This is a genomic window from Empedobacter sp. UBA5036 (assembly GCF_002415215.1).
Classification (GTDB): Bacteria; Bacteroidota; Bacteroidia; order Flavobacteriales; family Weeksellaceae; genus Empedobacter; species Empedobacter falsenii_B.
In genome coordinates, this window is record NZ_DICC01000058.1 from 1 (window position 1) to 16,416 (window position 16,416).

Annotated in this window: 13 protein-coding genes and 2 riboswitches; of the genes, 8 read left to right on the forward strand and 5 right to left on the reverse strand. The window is 30.9% G+C overall.

The annotated features are described in order from the left end of the window. Window positions 1-107: 107 nt before the first annotated feature. On the forward strand, window positions 108-473 hold the full coding sequence (locus B4J88_RS10660) for a DUF1573 domain-containing protein (RefSeq protein WP_038334454.1): 366 nt from the start codon (window positions 108-110) through the stop codon (window positions 471-473). Between the two features lie 74 nt (window positions 474-547). On the opposite strand, the gene B4J88_RS10665 is transcribed toward B4J88_RS10660, so the two are convergent. Then, window positions 548-1,204: a metal-dependent transcriptional regulator gene (locus B4J88_RS10665; protein WP_286496173.1), complete on the reverse strand. Its 657-nt coding sequence runs from the start codon at window positions 1,202-1,204 to the stop codon at window positions 548-550. Window positions 1,205-1,310: 106 nt separating this feature from the next. Between B4J88_RS10665 and B4J88_RS10670 the strand changes: the two genes are divergently transcribed. Both B4J88_RS10670 and B4J88_RS10675 read left to right on the forward strand, forming a co-directional pair. Next, window positions 1,311-3,365, forward strand: a complete 2,055-nt coding sequence (locus B4J88_RS10670) for a TonB-dependent receptor plug domain-containing protein (protein WP_291067622.1) — start codon at window positions 1,311-1,313, stop codon at window positions 3,363-3,365. Next, window positions 3,365-3,811 (forward strand): thioredoxin fold domain-containing protein, encoded by a 447-nt coding sequence (locus tag B4J88_RS10675; protein ID WP_084106839.1) that lies wholly within the window; start codon window positions 3,365-3,367, stop codon window positions 3,809-3,811. Before B4J88_RS10670 ends, B4J88_RS10675 begins: the two co-directional genes overlap by 1 nt. A gap of 56 nt (window positions 3,812-3,867) precedes the next feature. On the opposite strand, the gene B4J88_RS10680 is transcribed toward B4J88_RS10675, so the two are convergent. Then, on the reverse strand, window positions 3,868-5,049 hold the full coding sequence (locus tag B4J88_RS10680; protein WP_291067624.1) for a homoserine dehydrogenase: 1,182 nt from the start codon (window positions 5,047-5,049) through the stop codon (window positions 3,868-3,870). A 124-nt stretch (window positions 5,050-5,173) separates the two neighbouring features. Continuing rightward, window positions 5,174-5,272: riboswitch (SAM riboswitch) on the reverse strand. Between the two features lie 444 nt (window positions 5,273-5,716). Next, window positions 5,717-5,815: riboswitch (SAM riboswitch) on the forward strand. Window positions 5,816-5,860: 45 nt separating this feature from the next. On the opposite strand from B4J88_RS10680, the gene B4J88_RS10685 reads away from it, so the two are divergent. The 4 genes from B4J88_RS10685 (at window position 5,861) to B4J88_RS10700 (ending at window position 11,812) form a co-directional block, all read left to right on the forward strand. After that, window positions 5,861-6,859: a homocysteine S-methyltransferase family protein gene (locus tag B4J88_RS10685; RefSeq protein WP_291067625.1), complete on the forward strand. Its 999-nt coding sequence runs from the start codon at window positions 5,861-5,863 to the stop codon at window positions 6,857-6,859. Next, window positions 6,847-9,510: a methionine synthase gene (gene metH, locus B4J88_RS10690; RefSeq protein WP_291067627.1), complete on the forward strand. Its 2,664-nt coding sequence runs from the start codon at window positions 6,847-6,849 to the stop codon at window positions 9,508-9,510. Before B4J88_RS10685 ends, metH begins: the two co-directional genes overlap by 13 nt. 274 nt (window positions 9,511-9,784) lie before the next feature. Continuing rightward, window positions 9,785-10,741, forward strand: coding sequence for a methylenetetrahydrofolate reductase [NAD(P)H] (gene metF / locus B4J88_RS10695; protein ID WP_125350316.1), 957 nt, complete (start codon window positions 9,785-9,787; stop codon window positions 10,739-10,741). Window positions 10,742-11,197: 456 nt separating this feature from the next. Further along, window positions 11,198-11,812, forward strand: coding sequence for an alpha-ketoglutarate-dependent dioxygenase AlkB family protein (locus B4J88_RS10700; protein WP_219035071.1), 615 nt, complete (start codon window positions 11,198-11,200; stop codon window positions 11,810-11,812). Here the strand turns inward: B4J88_RS10700 and B4J88_RS10705 are convergent, their stop codons facing one another. Both B4J88_RS10705 and B4J88_RS10710 read right to left on the reverse strand, forming a co-directional pair. Further along, complete coding sequence (locus B4J88_RS10705) at window positions 11,813-12,349, reverse strand: hypothetical protein (RefSeq protein WP_219035070.1); 537 nt, start codon at window positions 12,347-12,349, stop codon at window positions 11,813-11,815. A gap of 103 nt (window positions 12,350-12,452) precedes the next feature. Further along, on the reverse strand, window positions 12,453-13,199 hold the full coding sequence (locus B4J88_RS10710; RefSeq protein ID WP_280037621.1) for a M15 family metallopeptidase: 747 nt from the start codon (window positions 13,197-13,199) through the stop codon (window positions 12,453-12,455). Window positions 13,200-13,268: 69 nt separating this feature from the next. Between B4J88_RS10710 and B4J88_RS10715 the strand changes: the two genes are divergently transcribed. Then, window positions 13,269-14,543 (forward strand): hemolysin family protein, encoded by a 1,275-nt coding sequence (locus B4J88_RS10715; protein ID WP_291067629.1) that lies wholly within the window; start codon window positions 13,269-13,271, stop codon window positions 14,541-14,543. A 297-nt stretch (window positions 14,544-14,840) separates the two neighbouring features. Here B4J88_RS10715 and B4J88_RS10720 read toward each other — a convergent pair whose 3' ends face one another. Continuing rightward, window positions 14,841-16,280 carry an MFS transporter gene (locus tag B4J88_RS10720; RefSeq protein ID WP_125350321.1) on the reverse strand — a complete coding sequence of 480 codons (1,440 nt, stop codon included), beginning with the start codon at window positions 16,278-16,280 and terminating at the stop codon, window positions 14,841-14,843. Window positions 16,281-16,416: the final 136 nt, after the last annotated feature.

Sequence of the window (16,416 nt, forward strand, 5' to 3'; positions counted from 1 at the left end):
TCAAAATGCACAACGGGTATATATTAATTATTTTAGTACTAAAATACAAAAAAAGGTAGACTTTTTGTATTATTTATTTTAACTTTGGTTACAAATTAATTATCGTCATGAAAAAATTAATGTTTTTAGGTGCTTTTGCTTTAGGCGTTACAAGTTTATTTGCTCAAACACTTAGTTTAGAAAAAGAAGAAATTCAATTTGGAAATATAAAGTTGAATACCGAAGTAACAGCTAAGATGAAAGTAACCAACTCAGGTGATAAACCTTTAATTCTTAAAAGCGTTGTTGGTTCTTGTGGATGTACAGTTCCTGAATATCCTACAACACCTATCGAACCAGGAAAATCTGCGGATATTACCGTTAAATATTCAAGTGGTTCTGTGACTGGAGATTTCAATAAATCTGTAACAATCACATCTAACGATCCAGTTTCTTCTCGAAAAATTTTCAGAATAAAAGGAAAAGCGGAATAATTGTAAAGCAAGTTAAATAACTTGCTTTTTTAAGTTAAATAACTTGCTTTTTTCTTTTTATAAATTAAAAACCATTATCTACCTAATAATCTTGAAGTCACATGATTACTAAATATTTCAATTTCATTTGATTTTAGGAACTTAACCTTCATTGTTCCATCAAAATCTTCAACAGAAATGATTTCAATTTCATCATTCAAATGAATATTTTTTGAATTCAAATACTTCAAAAATTCATCAGAAGAACCAATAACAGCGCATATTTCTACTTTATCACCTTCTTTAAATTCGGCCAATTTTTTGTAATTGATAATTTCTATTTTTCCATTTTTATCTGGAATTGGAGAACCATGCGGATCTAATTTAGGAAAATTCAATAATTCGTCCATTTTATCGAAAAAAATTGGACTTTGAATATGTTCTATTTGCTCAGCAATTTCATGAACTTGTTCCCAACCAAATCCCATTTTATCTACCAAAAACATCTCTGTTAATCGGTGTTTTCTTACAATCAAAGAAGCTTTCAGAATTCCTTTATCAGATAACCGAAGTGGTTTATACGATTCATAAATCACCAATTCTTTTTCAGCTAATTTTTTCATCATACTGTTTACAGTAGGCATTTTTATTTCCAAATGCTTACTCAAATCCTTCACATTCACTTCTCCTTTCCCATTTTCAGAAAGATGAAATAATGCTTTTAGGTAATTTTCTTCGACCAATGAATTCATGGAAACAAATATAGTTGAAAATTAAGTAAAATTTAAAAATTCATTTTTAATAATATTTTTGTTAGATTTGTCTAACTTTTTAATTTGATTATAAATTTTACTTAACATGAAAACAACATTTTATTTATTCATCACCTTAACCTCCATTCTATCAAATGCTCAGGAACAAAAAGATTCTATTTATATGGAAGATTCTTCAGAAAATTTAGATGAGATTGTAATTACAGGAACAATGAAAGCTGTAAGAAAATCTGATAGTCCAGTTCCAATTGAAATCTATACACCAAAGTTTTTTCAAAAAAATCCAACACCTTCATTATTTGACGCTGTACAATTAATAAATGGTGTTCAACCACAACTAAACTGTAATGTTTGTAACACAGGTGATATTCATATTAACGGAATGGAAGGTCCATATACCATGATTTTAATTGACGGAATGCCAATTGTTTCTTCTTTATCTACTGTTTATGGTTTGAGCGGAATTCCGAACTCTTTGGTAGAACGAATAGAAGTTGTAAAAGGACCAGCATCTTCCCTTTATGGAACAGAAGCCATGGGTGGTATAATTAATGTAATTACGAAATCTCCTAAATCTGCTCCAAAATTATCTTTGGATGCTTTTACAACTTCTTGGTTGGAAACCAATCTTGATGGTGGATACAAATACAATTTAGGAGAAAAGGTAAATAGTTTATTTGGTTTTAATTACTTTAAATATGGTAATAAGAAAGATAAAAATAACGACGGTTTTACGGATGTAACGTTACAAGATCGCATCACGTTATTCAATAAATTTGATTTTGAACGTCAAAAAAATAGAACAGCATCAGTTGCTTTACGTTATTTATACGAAGATAGATGGGGAGGTCAAATGAATTGGAAAAGAAAACTACACAGAGGAAGTGACGAAGTTTATGCCGAAAGTATTATGACAAATCGTTTTGAAGCGATAGGAATGTATCAATTACCTATAAAAGAAAAAATAATGACTCAATTTTCTTATAATTTTCATCAACAGAATTCATTTTATGGTCCAGAATCTTATCAAGGAAAACAACAAGTTATTTTTGCTCAAGCTTATTGGGATAAGATAATTGGACAACATAGCTTACTTTTAGGATCTTCATTTAAATATACTTATTATGATGATAACACAAGAGGTACTGGAGAATATGATGAGGATAATAATCTAATCAAGAATAACCCAATGAATACACAGATTCCTGGTATTTTTGTACAAGACGAATGGACATTAAATTCTGAAAACAAATTATTACTTGGTTATCGATTTGATTATGATAAAACACATAAAGGAATACATTCTCCAAGAATTGCATACAAATTTTCACCTTCATCTCATCATACTTTAAGAGCAAGTTTTGGTACGGGATTTCGTGTTGTGAATGTCTTCACAGAAGATCATCGTGCATTAACTGGAGCTAGACAAGTAGTTTTTGAAAATGAATTAAAACCTGAAAAATCATATAATGGAAATATTAATTATGTATTCAAACTACCAACTTCTTTTGCAGCTCTAAATTTTGATTTCACAACATTCTATTCTTATTTCACAAACAAAATTATTGCTGATACAGATACTGACGAAACAAAGATTATCTATGACAATTTAGATGGACACGCAATATCTCAAGGAGTTTCTTTAAATATAGATGCAACATTTGACTTTCCTCTAAAAATAATGCTTGGCGCAACCTATATGGATGTTTACAAAAAAGAAAATGGCGAAAAAGAAGTTCAATATCACGCACCGAAATGGTCTGGAAATTTCTTAGCAAGTTATGCATTCAAAAAAGGTTTTACTATTGATTTAACCGCCAATTATAATGACAAAATGAAATTACCTCGCGTAGAAAATGATTATCGACCTGAATATTCAAAGCCAACTTTTATTGCCAATATTCAATTGAGTAAATCATTCAAAAATAATATTGAAATCTATGGTGGAGTAAAAAATATTTTTAATGTTTTACCAAAAGGCGATGTTATTGCTCGTTGGTGGGATCCATTCGGAGAACCAGGAAATGGCATTACTCCTCCTAAAGGAAGAAACGATGTTATTTTTGAGCCAAATGATTACAGCTATACACCTATGCAGGGAACAAGAGGTTTTATAGGTGTCCGATACAATTTACGTTAATGAAAATCTGGTACTTCATATTCATTTTATCATCATTGAATCTCCAAGCACAGATTTCATTAGAAAAATTTAATTCAATTTTTAATGAAAATCCTAAACCAATTCTGCTTTATTTTTCAACCAATTGGTGTAGTTACTGTATGATTCAAAAGAAACAATTAGAAAAAGATGATGAATTACTTCAAATTCTAAATAATGACATTTATTTTATTGAATTTGATGCAGAAACAAATGAATCTATTATTTTTTTAAACAAAAAATATGAACCTAAATCGAATAAAAAAACTCATCCATTTTTGGAAGAATTTATTGATAAAAACGAACAAATTAGTTATCCATATTGGGTTTTAATCTCAAAAGATTTTAAAATTGAAATGACTTATGCTGGATTAATTAAAAATAAACCACTAAAACTTTTATTGAAAAAGTATTTACAAAAACCTTAATTTTTAGATTTACAAAAAAGCCTCAATTAATATTGAGGCTTTTTAATCACAAAAATTTACTCAAACGCAATTATCGAAAGTTTTGGATTTTCAATAGTCTCTTTTTGTTTGAGCTTTTCTATATCAATCACACCAACAATATGATTGTAATTTTTACTCTGATAACGTTCTTCTATTTCATCAAAAATATTTGAAACATCATCTGCTTGATTCTCAAAACCGATATAAATTCGCTTCTTTCCTGTTTGATTAAAAACTCCTTCTTCTTTGTTTTCATATTTTCGAATCGAATATTGATAATCATATTTCAACGCAGAAATATCACTCAAAACAGCCGAAGAAGTTGGGAAACGCCCTGCTCCTTTTCCATATAAAAATTGCTCATCTGAAAGCGAACTTCCAATCAAAACTCCATTATATTCGTTATTCACAAGCGCAATTGTTTTATTTAATTCAACAAAAGTTGGCAAAACTGTTGATGTAATTTCACCCGTTTGATGATTAATTTTAGAATTCGCAATCAACTTTATTGTATAATTTTTTTCTTTTGCGTATTTAAAATCTTCAACTTTCAATGAAGTAATTCCTTTTCGAATAACTTGATCAACATCAATCTTTTTACCGAAAGCATGCAACGTAATAATTGCTAATTTACTCGACGCATCAAAACCTTCTACATCAGCCGTTGGATCAGCTTCTGCAAAACCACTTTCTTGCGCTGCTTTTAAGGCATCTTGATACGACTCATTTTCATTCGCCATTTTCGTCAAAATGTAATTTGTTGTCCCATTTACAATTCCAGATACATAATTCAATAAATCGTTATCAAAATATTCTTCTAGATTTCTAATAATCGGAACTGACCCGCAAACAGAGGCTTCATAAAGAAAAGAAACATTGTTTTGTGCTTGCAAATCCAATAATTCTTTGTGATGATCTGCAATCAATTTTTTATTTGCACTTACCACATGTTTACCTTTATTGAACGCTTTTATAATGATTTCATGCGCCGCATCAGCATCCGAAATTAACTCAACAACAACATTTATTTCATCGTCATTTAAAATATCATCCGCATTAGTCGAAAATAATTCAGACGGAGCATTTCTAGATTTAGAATTATCTTTAATTACAATTTTTTTAATTGCAGCATTCAATTGTGGTTTTTCTTCCAATACCTTGTAAATTCCTTCTCCTACAACTCCAAATCCGAACAATCCGATATTTATTTTTTTCATTTATTTGTTTTGTTTTTAATTATTTACCAAAGAAAAGTGAAGAAAAAAAATGGTTCAATCGCATAAAAACAATTGAACCATTTTGAATAAAGAATATTATTGAAGATTGGTTTACAGTAGTTTTTATTCATCTTTCCTATAAGGATGGATTTAGCACCTTGATTCATTAATCAGGTTGCTAAAGTTTCTTTGGGCCATTTCCCTCCACTTTTCTTGATAAAATGTAAATTTTAATGAACTATTCTGAGGACAAATTTAGGTGAAAGAATTCTATATTTCCAAATTAATTTCATTGTAATTATTTAATATTTTCCGTAATCAGTAACAAAAATATATAAATAATGAATTTTATTCTATAAATATTAATATATAAAAATAATTTTCTAAAAAATACAATTAAAAGAAAAAACAAATCTTAATAATTTTTAATAAAACCCTATTTTTATTAAAAATATTCTAAAAACTGCAATTTTCAATAACTAATTAAAATATTATTTCTTTAAAATAGTAATTTTAAAGAAATATTTTCTAAAATAAATTTCAAAAATGACCTATTAGAGATTTTAAACTATTTCAAACAAAAATTATTTCTATGAACCAAGTTTCGAACTCGTTTTTTTCAATCTTGATTTTTTTATTCTCAATACTTTAAATAATTTTGCACATAGCTTTATAAAGAAAGATGGAGGGAATAGGCCCGTTGAAATCTTAGCAACCCAAAGTATAGTTGGGTGCTAAATCCTACTCAAATAGAGAAAGATAAGGACACTCACCTCACACTTCTTCCCATAAGGCTTTTAAAATATTTAGAATGAAATTAGACGATATACTAAAAGAGCGTATTGTTATTTTAGATGGTGCAATGGGAACGATGATCCAAAAGCACAATTTACAAGAAGAAGATTATCGTGGAGAACGATTCAAAGATTTTCATACTTCTTTAAAAGGAAATAACGATTTATTGGTTTTAACCCAACCTCAAATCATAAAAGATATTCACCGAGAATATTTGGCTGCTGGAGCAGATTTGATTGAAACAAATACGTTCAATGCCAATATTATTTCTATGGTTGATTATGATATGGTTGATTTGGTTGATGAATTAAATTACGAAGCCGTTCGTTTAGCGAAAGAAGCGTGTGAAGAGTTTTCTACGTCAGATAAACCTCGTTTTGTTGTTGGTTCTTTAGGCCCTACGAACAAGACAGCCTCTATTTCGCCACAAGTAAATGATCCGAGTTATCGCGATGTGGATTTTGATTTATTGGCAAATGTTTATTATCGTCAAGCAAAAACAATGTTAGAAGCTGGTGCCGATATTTTACTTGTTGAAACTATTTTTGATACTTTAAATGCAAAAGCAGCATTTTATGGCATTCAAGATGCGATAGAAAAAACTGGATTTAATGTTCCATTAATGGCTTCTGGTACAATTACAGATAAATCTGGACGCACCCTTTCTGGACAAACAACCGAAGCTTTCTTGATTTCGTTAGAACATATTGATTTAATTTCAGTTGGATTAAATTGTGCTTTAGGTGCAACAGATTTAATTCCATATTTGGAAGTTTTAGCCGAAAAAGCGCCATTTTATGTGAGCGCATATCCAAATGCCGGTTTACCAAATGCTTTCGGTGGATACGATGAAACTCCTGAAATGATGCGAGATTTTATCAAACCTTTCTTAGATAAAAAATTGGTTAATATTTTGGGTGGATGTTGTGGAACTACACCAGATCATATCAAATTGATGGCAGATTTAGCAAAAGAATACGAACCTCGAAAAATTAGTGAACAATGTCAGGCGTAAAAATTCAACTTTCTGGATTAGAACCTTTAATTGTACGAGAAAATTCAAACTTTGTAAACGTTGGCGAACGTACAAATGTAACTGGTTCTAAAAAATTCTTGCGATTAATCAAAGAAGAAAAATTTGAAGAAGCACTTCAGGTTGCACGTGACCAAGTGGATGGTGGCGCGCAAATTATCGATATCAATATGGATGAAGGTATGCTTGATGGTGTAGCTTCTATGGTAAAATATTTGCGTTTGATTGCTTCTGAACCTGATATTTCGAAAGTTCCAATTATGATTGATTCTTCGAAATGGGAAATTATTGAAGCTGGTCTAAAAAATGTTCAAGGTAAAGCGATTGTCAACTCAATTTCTTTAAAAGAGGGAGAAGAATTATTTATCGAACATGCGAAGAAAATTAAACGTTACGGTGCTGCAACAGTGGTTATGGCGTTTGATGAGAAAGGTCAAGCGGATAATTATGAACGTCGAATCGAAATCGTAAAACGTTCGTATGATATTTTGGTAAATCAAGTAAATTTCAATCCAAGAGATATCATTTTTGATGTGAATATTTTCCCAGTTGCAACAGGAATGGAAGAACATCGCCGTAATGCCATCGATTTTTTTGATGCAACAAAATGGATCAAAGAAAATCTTCCGCATGCGTTAGTTTCGGGTGGAGTTTCGAATGTTTCATTTTCCTTCCGTGGAAACAATGCGGTTCGTGAAGCGATGCACACGGCGTTTTTATATCACGCCATTAAACACGGAATGGACATGGGAATCGTCAATCCAGAAATGATTGAGATTTACGATGATATTCCAAAAGATTTATTAGAACACGTTGAAGATGTTTTATTGGATCGACGTGACGATGCAACAGAGCGTTTGATTGATTTTGCCGAACATCTAAAAGGTGTTACAAAAGAGAAAAAGAAAGATGATGCTTGGCGCGAATTACCTTTAGAAAAGCGTATTGAAATTTCTTTAGTAAAAGGAATTACAGAATTTATTGACGAAGATACTGCAGAAGCTTTGAAAAAAATTGGTTCGCCATTACGTGTTATTGAAGGTCCTTTGATGGACGGAATGAACGTTGTTGGAGATCTTTTCGGAAGCGGAAAAATGTTCTTGCCTCAAGTAGTTAAATCGGCTCGCGTAATGAAAAAATCTGTTGCTTATTTAACGCCATTTTTAGAGGAAGAAAAACTTAGAAATAAAACAGACAAAGAGCCTTCTAAAATCTTAATGGCAACTGTAAAAGGTGATGTTCACGATATCGGAAAAAATATTGTTTCAGTCGTTTTAAGCTGTAATGGTTTCGAGATTATCGATTTAGGCGTAATGGTTTCTTCTGAAACAATTTTAGACGAAGCGCAAAAAAATAATGTCGATGTGATTGGTCTTTCTGGATTGATTACTCCATCCTTAGATGAAATGGTGCATGTTGCCAGAGAAATGAAACGTCTTAATCTTGATATTCCACTGATGATTGGTGGCGCAACAACTTCTAAGGCACATACAGCTGTAAAAATTGCACCAGAATATGACAAAGCAATTCATGTTTTAGATGCTTCTCGTTCGGTTACGATTTGTCAAAAATTGATTGGAAATCAACAGGAGGAATTGCTAACAGAAACTACTACTGATTACATAAAAATTAGAGAAGGTTTCTTAAATCGTGCTGTATCAAAGGAATACTTATCGATTGAAGATGCTCGAAAAAATAAACTAAAAGTTGATTTTGAAGAAAATAAACCTTTTAAACCAAATAAATTAGGTGTTTTTACACATCAAACAACAGTTTCTGAATTAAGAGATTTTATCGATTGGACGCCATTTTTCAAAACATGGGATTTACATGGTAAATTTCCTGCGATTTTAGATGATGAAATTGTCGGAACAAATGCCAAAGAATTATATGTAGATGCTTTGTCAATGTTAAATAAAATTGAAGCTGAAAATTTAGCTAAACCGAAAGCTGTTTTTGGACTTTTTAAAGCGAATACAGTAAACGATGATACGATTGAATTGTTTGATGAAAATAATAATAAAATAGAGGAGTTTTATACACTTCGTCAACAAGCGAAAAAATCGAAAAAACAACCAAATATTTCGATTGCTGATTTTATTGCGCCGAAAGATTCAGCAATTCAAGATTATATCGGTGCATTTGCTGTCACAGCTGGTCATGAAATTGAAGAAGTTGCTAATGCTTACGAAACAAATTTAGATGATTACAATTCGATTATGGTGAAAGCAATTGCCGATCGTCTAGCTGAAGCTTATGCAGAATATTTGCACAAATATGTTCGTACAGAAGTTTGGGGTTATGCGAAAGATGAAACTTTATCAAATGACGAATTAATTTCAGAAAAATATAAAGGCATTCGTCCTGCTCCTGGTTATCCTGCATGTCCTGACCATTTAGAAAAAGAAACAATTTTCAAAATTTTGGATGTAGAGAAAAATGCAGGGATTGAGTTAACAAGTTCGTTGGCGATGTATCCAGTTTCATCTGTTTCGGGTTATTATTTTGGAAATCCAGAAGCAAAATATTTCGGAGTTGGTAAAATAAAAATGGATCAGGTTGAAGATTTTGCGAAACGTAAAAATATAGAACTTGATAAAGCTGAACGTTGGTTGAGTCCTAATTTGGCGTAAAAGCATTAAGTAAAAATAAAATTTATCATTCAAAATGAGCATTTCGAAATAAAGAATCTCAGATTCCTCGACAAGCTCGGAATGACAACGAACGTAGAACAAAATAAAAAAATGCGTTAGGGATTGTAGTGAAAATCCTTTTTTGTTGATTGGACGAAGTCGAAATTAACAAAAAAGATTGTAACGAAAAGCCCGCCCGAAGGAAACGCCCATATAAAAGAAAATATATAATCGAAATTCGAGATTCGAACTTCGCTAAACGATAAAATAAAGAATGAAAGTTACCGAACATATAGAACGCGCAAACGGAAAACCATTATTTTCTGTAGAGATTTTACCGCCTTTGAAAGGACAAGATGTCAATGCGACGTTCAAAACTTTAGACCCGTTAGTTGAGTTAAATCCAGCTTTTATCGATGTAACTTATCATCGTCAAGAGTATATTTACAAACAGAAAGAAAATGGGTTATTGAAACGTTATCAGGTACGAAAACGTCCTGGTACAGTTGCAATTTGTGCTGCAATACAGAATCATTATAAGATAGACGCAATTCCGCATTTGATTTGTGGTGGATTTACAAAAGAAGATACAGAAGATGCGTTAATCGATTTGAATTTCTTGGGAATTGACAATCTTTTGGTTTTACGTGGAGATCCTATAAAATCGGAAAAATCTTTTGTTCCTGAAGTTGGTGGACATGCAAATGCTTCGGAATTGATTGAGCAAATTACTGCTTTGAATACAGGAAATTATCTAGACGACGAACTACAAGAATCGCATGCAATGGATTTTTGTATTGGTGTAGCGGGTTATCCTGAGAAGCATTTCGAATCACCAAATCTTGCAATGGATTTGTATTATTTGAAAAAGAAAGTGGAATTGGGAGCTGATTATATCGTGACGCAAATGTTTTTTGATAATCAGAAATATTTTGATTTCGTTAAAAAATGTCGCGAAATGGATATTAATATTCCGATTATTCCGGGTATAAAACCTTTGACAACTTTCAATCAACTAACGTCGATTCCACAAAATTTCTATTTGGACTTACCAGAAGCTTTGGCAATGGAAGTTTTGAAGTCGAAAGATAAGGAACGAATCAAGGAAATCGGAATTGAATGGTGTATTCAACAATGTAAAGAGTTGATCGATTTTGGTGTTCCTGGATTACATTTTTATACAATGAGTAATTCTATAAATACAAAAAGAATCGCTGAGGCAGTTTATTAAAATAACAATAGTTGGTTGTTTATCTTTTCACAAATAAACAACCAAAATTATTAATTAAATTAATACGTAAAAATTAATCCATAGAAAAATTGTTTTTCCCCCTTATAGTCTTATAACTCATCATTACAGCGATAAGCGAAATAATTGTAACCGAGAAACTGATGTTCAAGATAAAATCCGCATGATCTACATTTAACATTTTTAAAAAGACAGAAACAAGAAGTAAAATACTACTTACAAGGAAGAACTTAATTGTGTTCTTAAAAATCAATTTATTCATATTGTGTTAAATTTTGGTTAAATAAAAATAAATAAAAAATTATATAATCCAATTTTTTTTTGACTTATTCAATATTAAATTTTAAATAACAAACGTTAGTAAAACTTTATTTATCTGCACATTACATTAACTGAATTAAATCTAAATTCCTTATTTTTGATCATATAAAACTATAAATGGATCTTTTTAACGATTTATTTGACGGACAACAAAATCTACTTCCAAAAGATGGAACTGTAAATTATTTTGGACAAATTATGACCGATGAAAAAGCGCATCATTATTATTCTATATTATTAAATGAAATTGAATGGAAAAACGATCAAGCAATAATATTTGGAAAATTGATAGAAACTAAACGAAAAATTGCTTGGTATGGAGATTTTCCATTTGCTTATACCTATTCCAAAATCATGAAAACAGCTTTGCCTTGGACTGATACTTTACTTGAATTAAAAAAATTAGCTGAGGAAAAAACTGGCGAAACTTATAATTCTTGTTTGGTAAATTTATATCACGATGGTTCCGAAGGGATGGCTTGGCATAGTGATGGTGAAAAACAATTGAAACGTCATGGCGCAATTGCCTCGCTAAGTTTCGGCGCTGAACGTAAATTTGGTTTTAAACATAAAGAAACTAAAGAAGTAATTGCTTTAAATCTTGCAAGTGGTAGTTTATTAGTTATGAAAAATGAAACACAAGATTATTGGCTGCATCGCTTACCTCCTACTAAAAAAGTAAATTCGCCACGAATTAATCTAACATTCAGAACAATAGATTTGGAGCAATAATTATTTTTGCTTGGAGATTTCAGCTTTATAAAAAGTCAAACTTTGTTGATTAAATTTATTCAGAAATGCATCATTAAAATCATTCAAAGAAATAACATCCAAATCAATTTTAGTTTTTAGCGTTGGTAAAGCAATCACTTTATTTGATGATTTATCCAAACTATTCCATTTCGCAATAAACTCTTTTGTAGCTGTAATAAAAGTTGATTCGCCATTTTCTTTCGAATAATCATCCGAAACTATTGAACGTTTTATGGCAGATAATTCAATCTTTTTTGTCTGACGATTGTATCGAAAATAAGATGTAAACAAAACATCTCCTATTTTATTGATAATCTTGAAACCTTTCTTTGTTTCCTCAATCTTCGTATTACGATCCAATTCATTAAAAGCTAAACTACTCTGCTTTTTATATTCAGTATCAGAAAGTAAAAACTCTATTTTATTCGTTTCAAAATTAATTGAAACCTTGTCAAACTTTCCATCGCCATCCAAATCTTTCACAATCGATTGTTTGGCAAAAGTTAGTAAACTCATGCTCAAAAATAACGATATGAAAAATGTTAATCTCATCAGAAAGTATAATCTCTTAAATTTTATTTAAAGATACCACAAAAAAAGCTCCAAAAAGGAGCTTTAACTATTTAATAACAGGATTTATATCCAAAATATTTTCTTTTCGATATTTTTCGATAAAATCATCTGTAAAATTTTCGCTTCCTAACAATTTATTTTCTTGTAAAACCTTTTTAATATCAAGCTTTTTATAAGCTTGTAACATCGGTTCAGAAATCGCTTTATACGTAAAATGCCACGGTTCATATTTGAATCCTTTTCTCGCTGAATTATCCGTGTACACCAAATAAAAACCATATTTAGATGCATTTTCATCTAACCAAAGTTTAAATTTATGCATTGATCCTCCTTCGTTAAAATGTTTCTCATTCAACGGATCTGCTGGTATTCCGCGCGTTCCGTCTATAATATCCAAATCAGTTCCCCAATGGTGACGAGAAGTTCCTGGAATGGTAGAATATTCAATAATCTTTTCGATGTTTTCTTTCGCTGCAATTTTCTTCGCTTGATTTGCTTTATACTTGCGCTCCCAAATTCCGTTTTGATACGTATAATTTCTATAGCTCGAAATCACTTGTATTTTAAAACCTGCTTTTTGTGCATCAGCTTTCATTAATTCAAATTGTTTTGCAACTTCTGGCAACAATTTATACCCATTTCCAACCATCGTAGGGTTGCCTTTACCAATCAATTCAGCCGTTGTAAAAGTAGGTAAAATAGTATCTGTTTCTTCTGGAGTTTGATCGCTGTTACCGAAAGCACAACCAGCATTTAGCATAAAAGCAAGTAAAATTAAATAAGAAAATTTCATAATATTAAATTGAGACATTATGGTAAGTATTAGATTTTGGTTTATTTTTATCAAAATTAAAGAATAAAAGTGGAGATTGTTATAATAATCGTATTGATTTTATTGAACGGAATTTTTTCCATGTCAGAAATGGCACTTGTTTCGTCAAGAAAATTCAAATTAGAAAATCAAATGAAGAAAGGAAGTTCTGGTGCTAAAACGGCTTTAGAACTTGCTGAGAATCCGAACAAATTTTTATCAACCGTACAAATCGGAATTACCCTTATTGGTATCTTATTAGGGGTTTTCTCGGGTGATAAACTAACTGCAAATTTAACAGAATTTTTAACATCTATTTCTTTCATTGCACCTTACGCCAAAACACTTTCTCCAATTATTATGGTAGTAATCATCACTTATTTTTCGATTGTATTTGGCGAATTATTACCAAAACGTTTGGGAATGAAATTTCCTGAAATGGTTTCTACTATTGTTTCGAAACCGATGAAATGGTTATCTATCATCACTTCTCCATTCGTTTGGTTGTTAACAGTTACCAATAATTTTTTCTTAAAATTGTTTGGTATTAAAGACGATAGCAGCGAAGTTGTTTCGGAAGAAGAAATTAAAAATATCATCAAAGAAAGTACAGAAGGTGGTGAAATTCAGGAAAAAGAACACGAAATCTTAGAACGTGTTTTCGAGCTTGGAGATCGTCGTGTGAACACGTTAGCAACGCATCGTTCGGAAATTGCTTCATTAGATATTTCGGATGATTATGAGAAAGCGCATGCAAAAGTTAAGAAAAATAAATATTCAGCCTACCCTGTTACGAAGAACAATAATCTGGACGAAATCGTTGGTATCTTGAAACTAAAAGATATGTTTGGTGTAAGTAAGGAAGATTTTAGCCTGAAAAAATTTATACACAAACCTATTTTTGTCAATGAAAATTCGTTTAGTTATCCTTTGTTGGAAATGTTACAGAATTCACAAGCACATTTTGCCATTATTTTAGACGAATATGGTACGACGGCTGGAATTGTAACAATAAACGATATTTTGGACGAATTGGTTGGTGATACACCAGAGAACCAAGACGAAGATTACGAAATCGTAGAACGTGAAGATGGTACATGGTTGATCGATGGGCAATTTTCGATCTATGAATTCGAGAAGTTTTTTGAGATTGATATCGACGAAGACATCGAAAATAGATATGTTACCGTTGCTGGAATTTTCTTAGATAAATACGAAACCATTCCAAATGTTGGTGATAAGGTAGAAGTAGAAGATTTGACACTAGAAATTGTAGACAAAGACGGTAATCGTATTGATAAAATATTGGCATATCGTAAGAAATAAAAAACTCAACCAAATGGTTGAGTTTTTTATTAACTCACTAATTTATTTTTTGAGCAGTAATATAATTTTCTCCATTAGCACTAATCCCTAGACCAGTAAATAGATTTATAGCGATGCTGTCTGGGTAGTGGTATTTGAATTATTCTAATTAGAATATTTTCTAGAACCTTGTCAAAATGTTGTAATTTGTTGTTTCTCTTGTCCCTTCACCTATTATATTAATTCAATAACTGAAAAGGCTGTTTTATAATAAATTATAAAACAGCCTTTTATTAAATTACTAAATATTAAATCTTCCTAATGTCCTCCTTCAGATTTAACTTCACCAAGATTTATTCCTTGTTTTTTAAGAATTTTAGGCGTTGCAATTGCATAAAATACAAGATACACAAAACATAAAATACAAACAATATAACTAGAATGAACAGTTGATAAATCTGCAATATACCCTTGGAATATACTTACTAATCCTCCTCCCATAATCATCATAATTAAGAAGTTACTTCCTTGCGAAGTGTTTTTTCCTAAACCATTAATTGCTAATGCAAAAATACAAGGCCATAATGTACTACAGAACAAACCAACACTTGTAATAGAATAAATAGAGACTAAACCAGTTGTATTCATTCCGATTAATAATGCTACAATTCCAATAATTGAGAAAGTTAATAACATTTTAGCAGGGTTTCCATTTGTCCATAAAGAAGCTAAAATCATTATTAAAATAATTACACTATATAGATAAAATGGTTTCAAATCATGCCCTGCAATGTAATTAACTAATAAGAAAATCCCAAAAGCTAAATAAGGTGCTATAAATTTAAGAGCCAATGTTTTTGTCTTATCTAAACCAAATGCTTCTGCTGCACCACCCCAACGACCAATCATCATACTTGCCCAATATAACGAAACATATGGTGTTACTCCTTGTATATCGAACCCTAATTCATTGTGCATATATGCTGGTAAATTACTTACAGTAGAAACTTCTACACCTACATATAAGAAGATCGCAAGCATTCCTAATAATAATTGAGGATATTTTAAGGCTGATGATTTATCATTTTTTGAAGTTGCAATCGCACTATCCTCTTCTTGTTCTGGATGATTTGGTAAAGACGAAAATTTCAAGAAAATAGCAACAGCTAAAAAAGCAACACCCAAACACAAATATGGAATTTTAACTGCTTCTATACTCAAAGTTGTTTCTCCTTCTCCTCCTGCACCAAAAATTGCATAAGCAACAATTAAAGGTCCAATTGTAGTTCCTAAGTTATTAATACCTCCAGCTAATGTTAAACGTTGAGATCCAGTACTTGCATCTCCTAAAGCAATTGCAAGCGGATTAGCAACAGTTTGTTGCAACGAAAAACCTAGACCTACAGTAAACAAACCTGTTAACATTAAAGGAAATGATCCTGTATTGGCTGCTGGAATAAAAAAAAGCGTTCCAATAGCTGATAAAAGAAGTCCAAAAGATAATGAATTCTTATACCCAAATTTATTGATTAAATCTTGTTTAGCTAATAATGAAACGCCCATATAAATTAAAGCTCCAACCGTATAAGCGATATAATAAGCTACTGCGACTAATTGACTTTCGGCTTGGGATAAATCAAATGATTTTTTAAAAACTGGAATTAAAATTTCATTACTTGCCGCTACGAATCCCCAAAAGAAGAATACTGTAACCAGTGGGATAAATTGACCCCAATTAGTTTTTTGTGATTGACTCATGTGTTTTGATATAATTTTTTTTTAAATATTGGTTGATGATTGCCTAAACAACCAGCTTATAAATATAGGTTATTTATAGTTTAATTTACAAATAGGTGAATGCTTAAATATTATACAGCACAAAGAAAAAAACTAT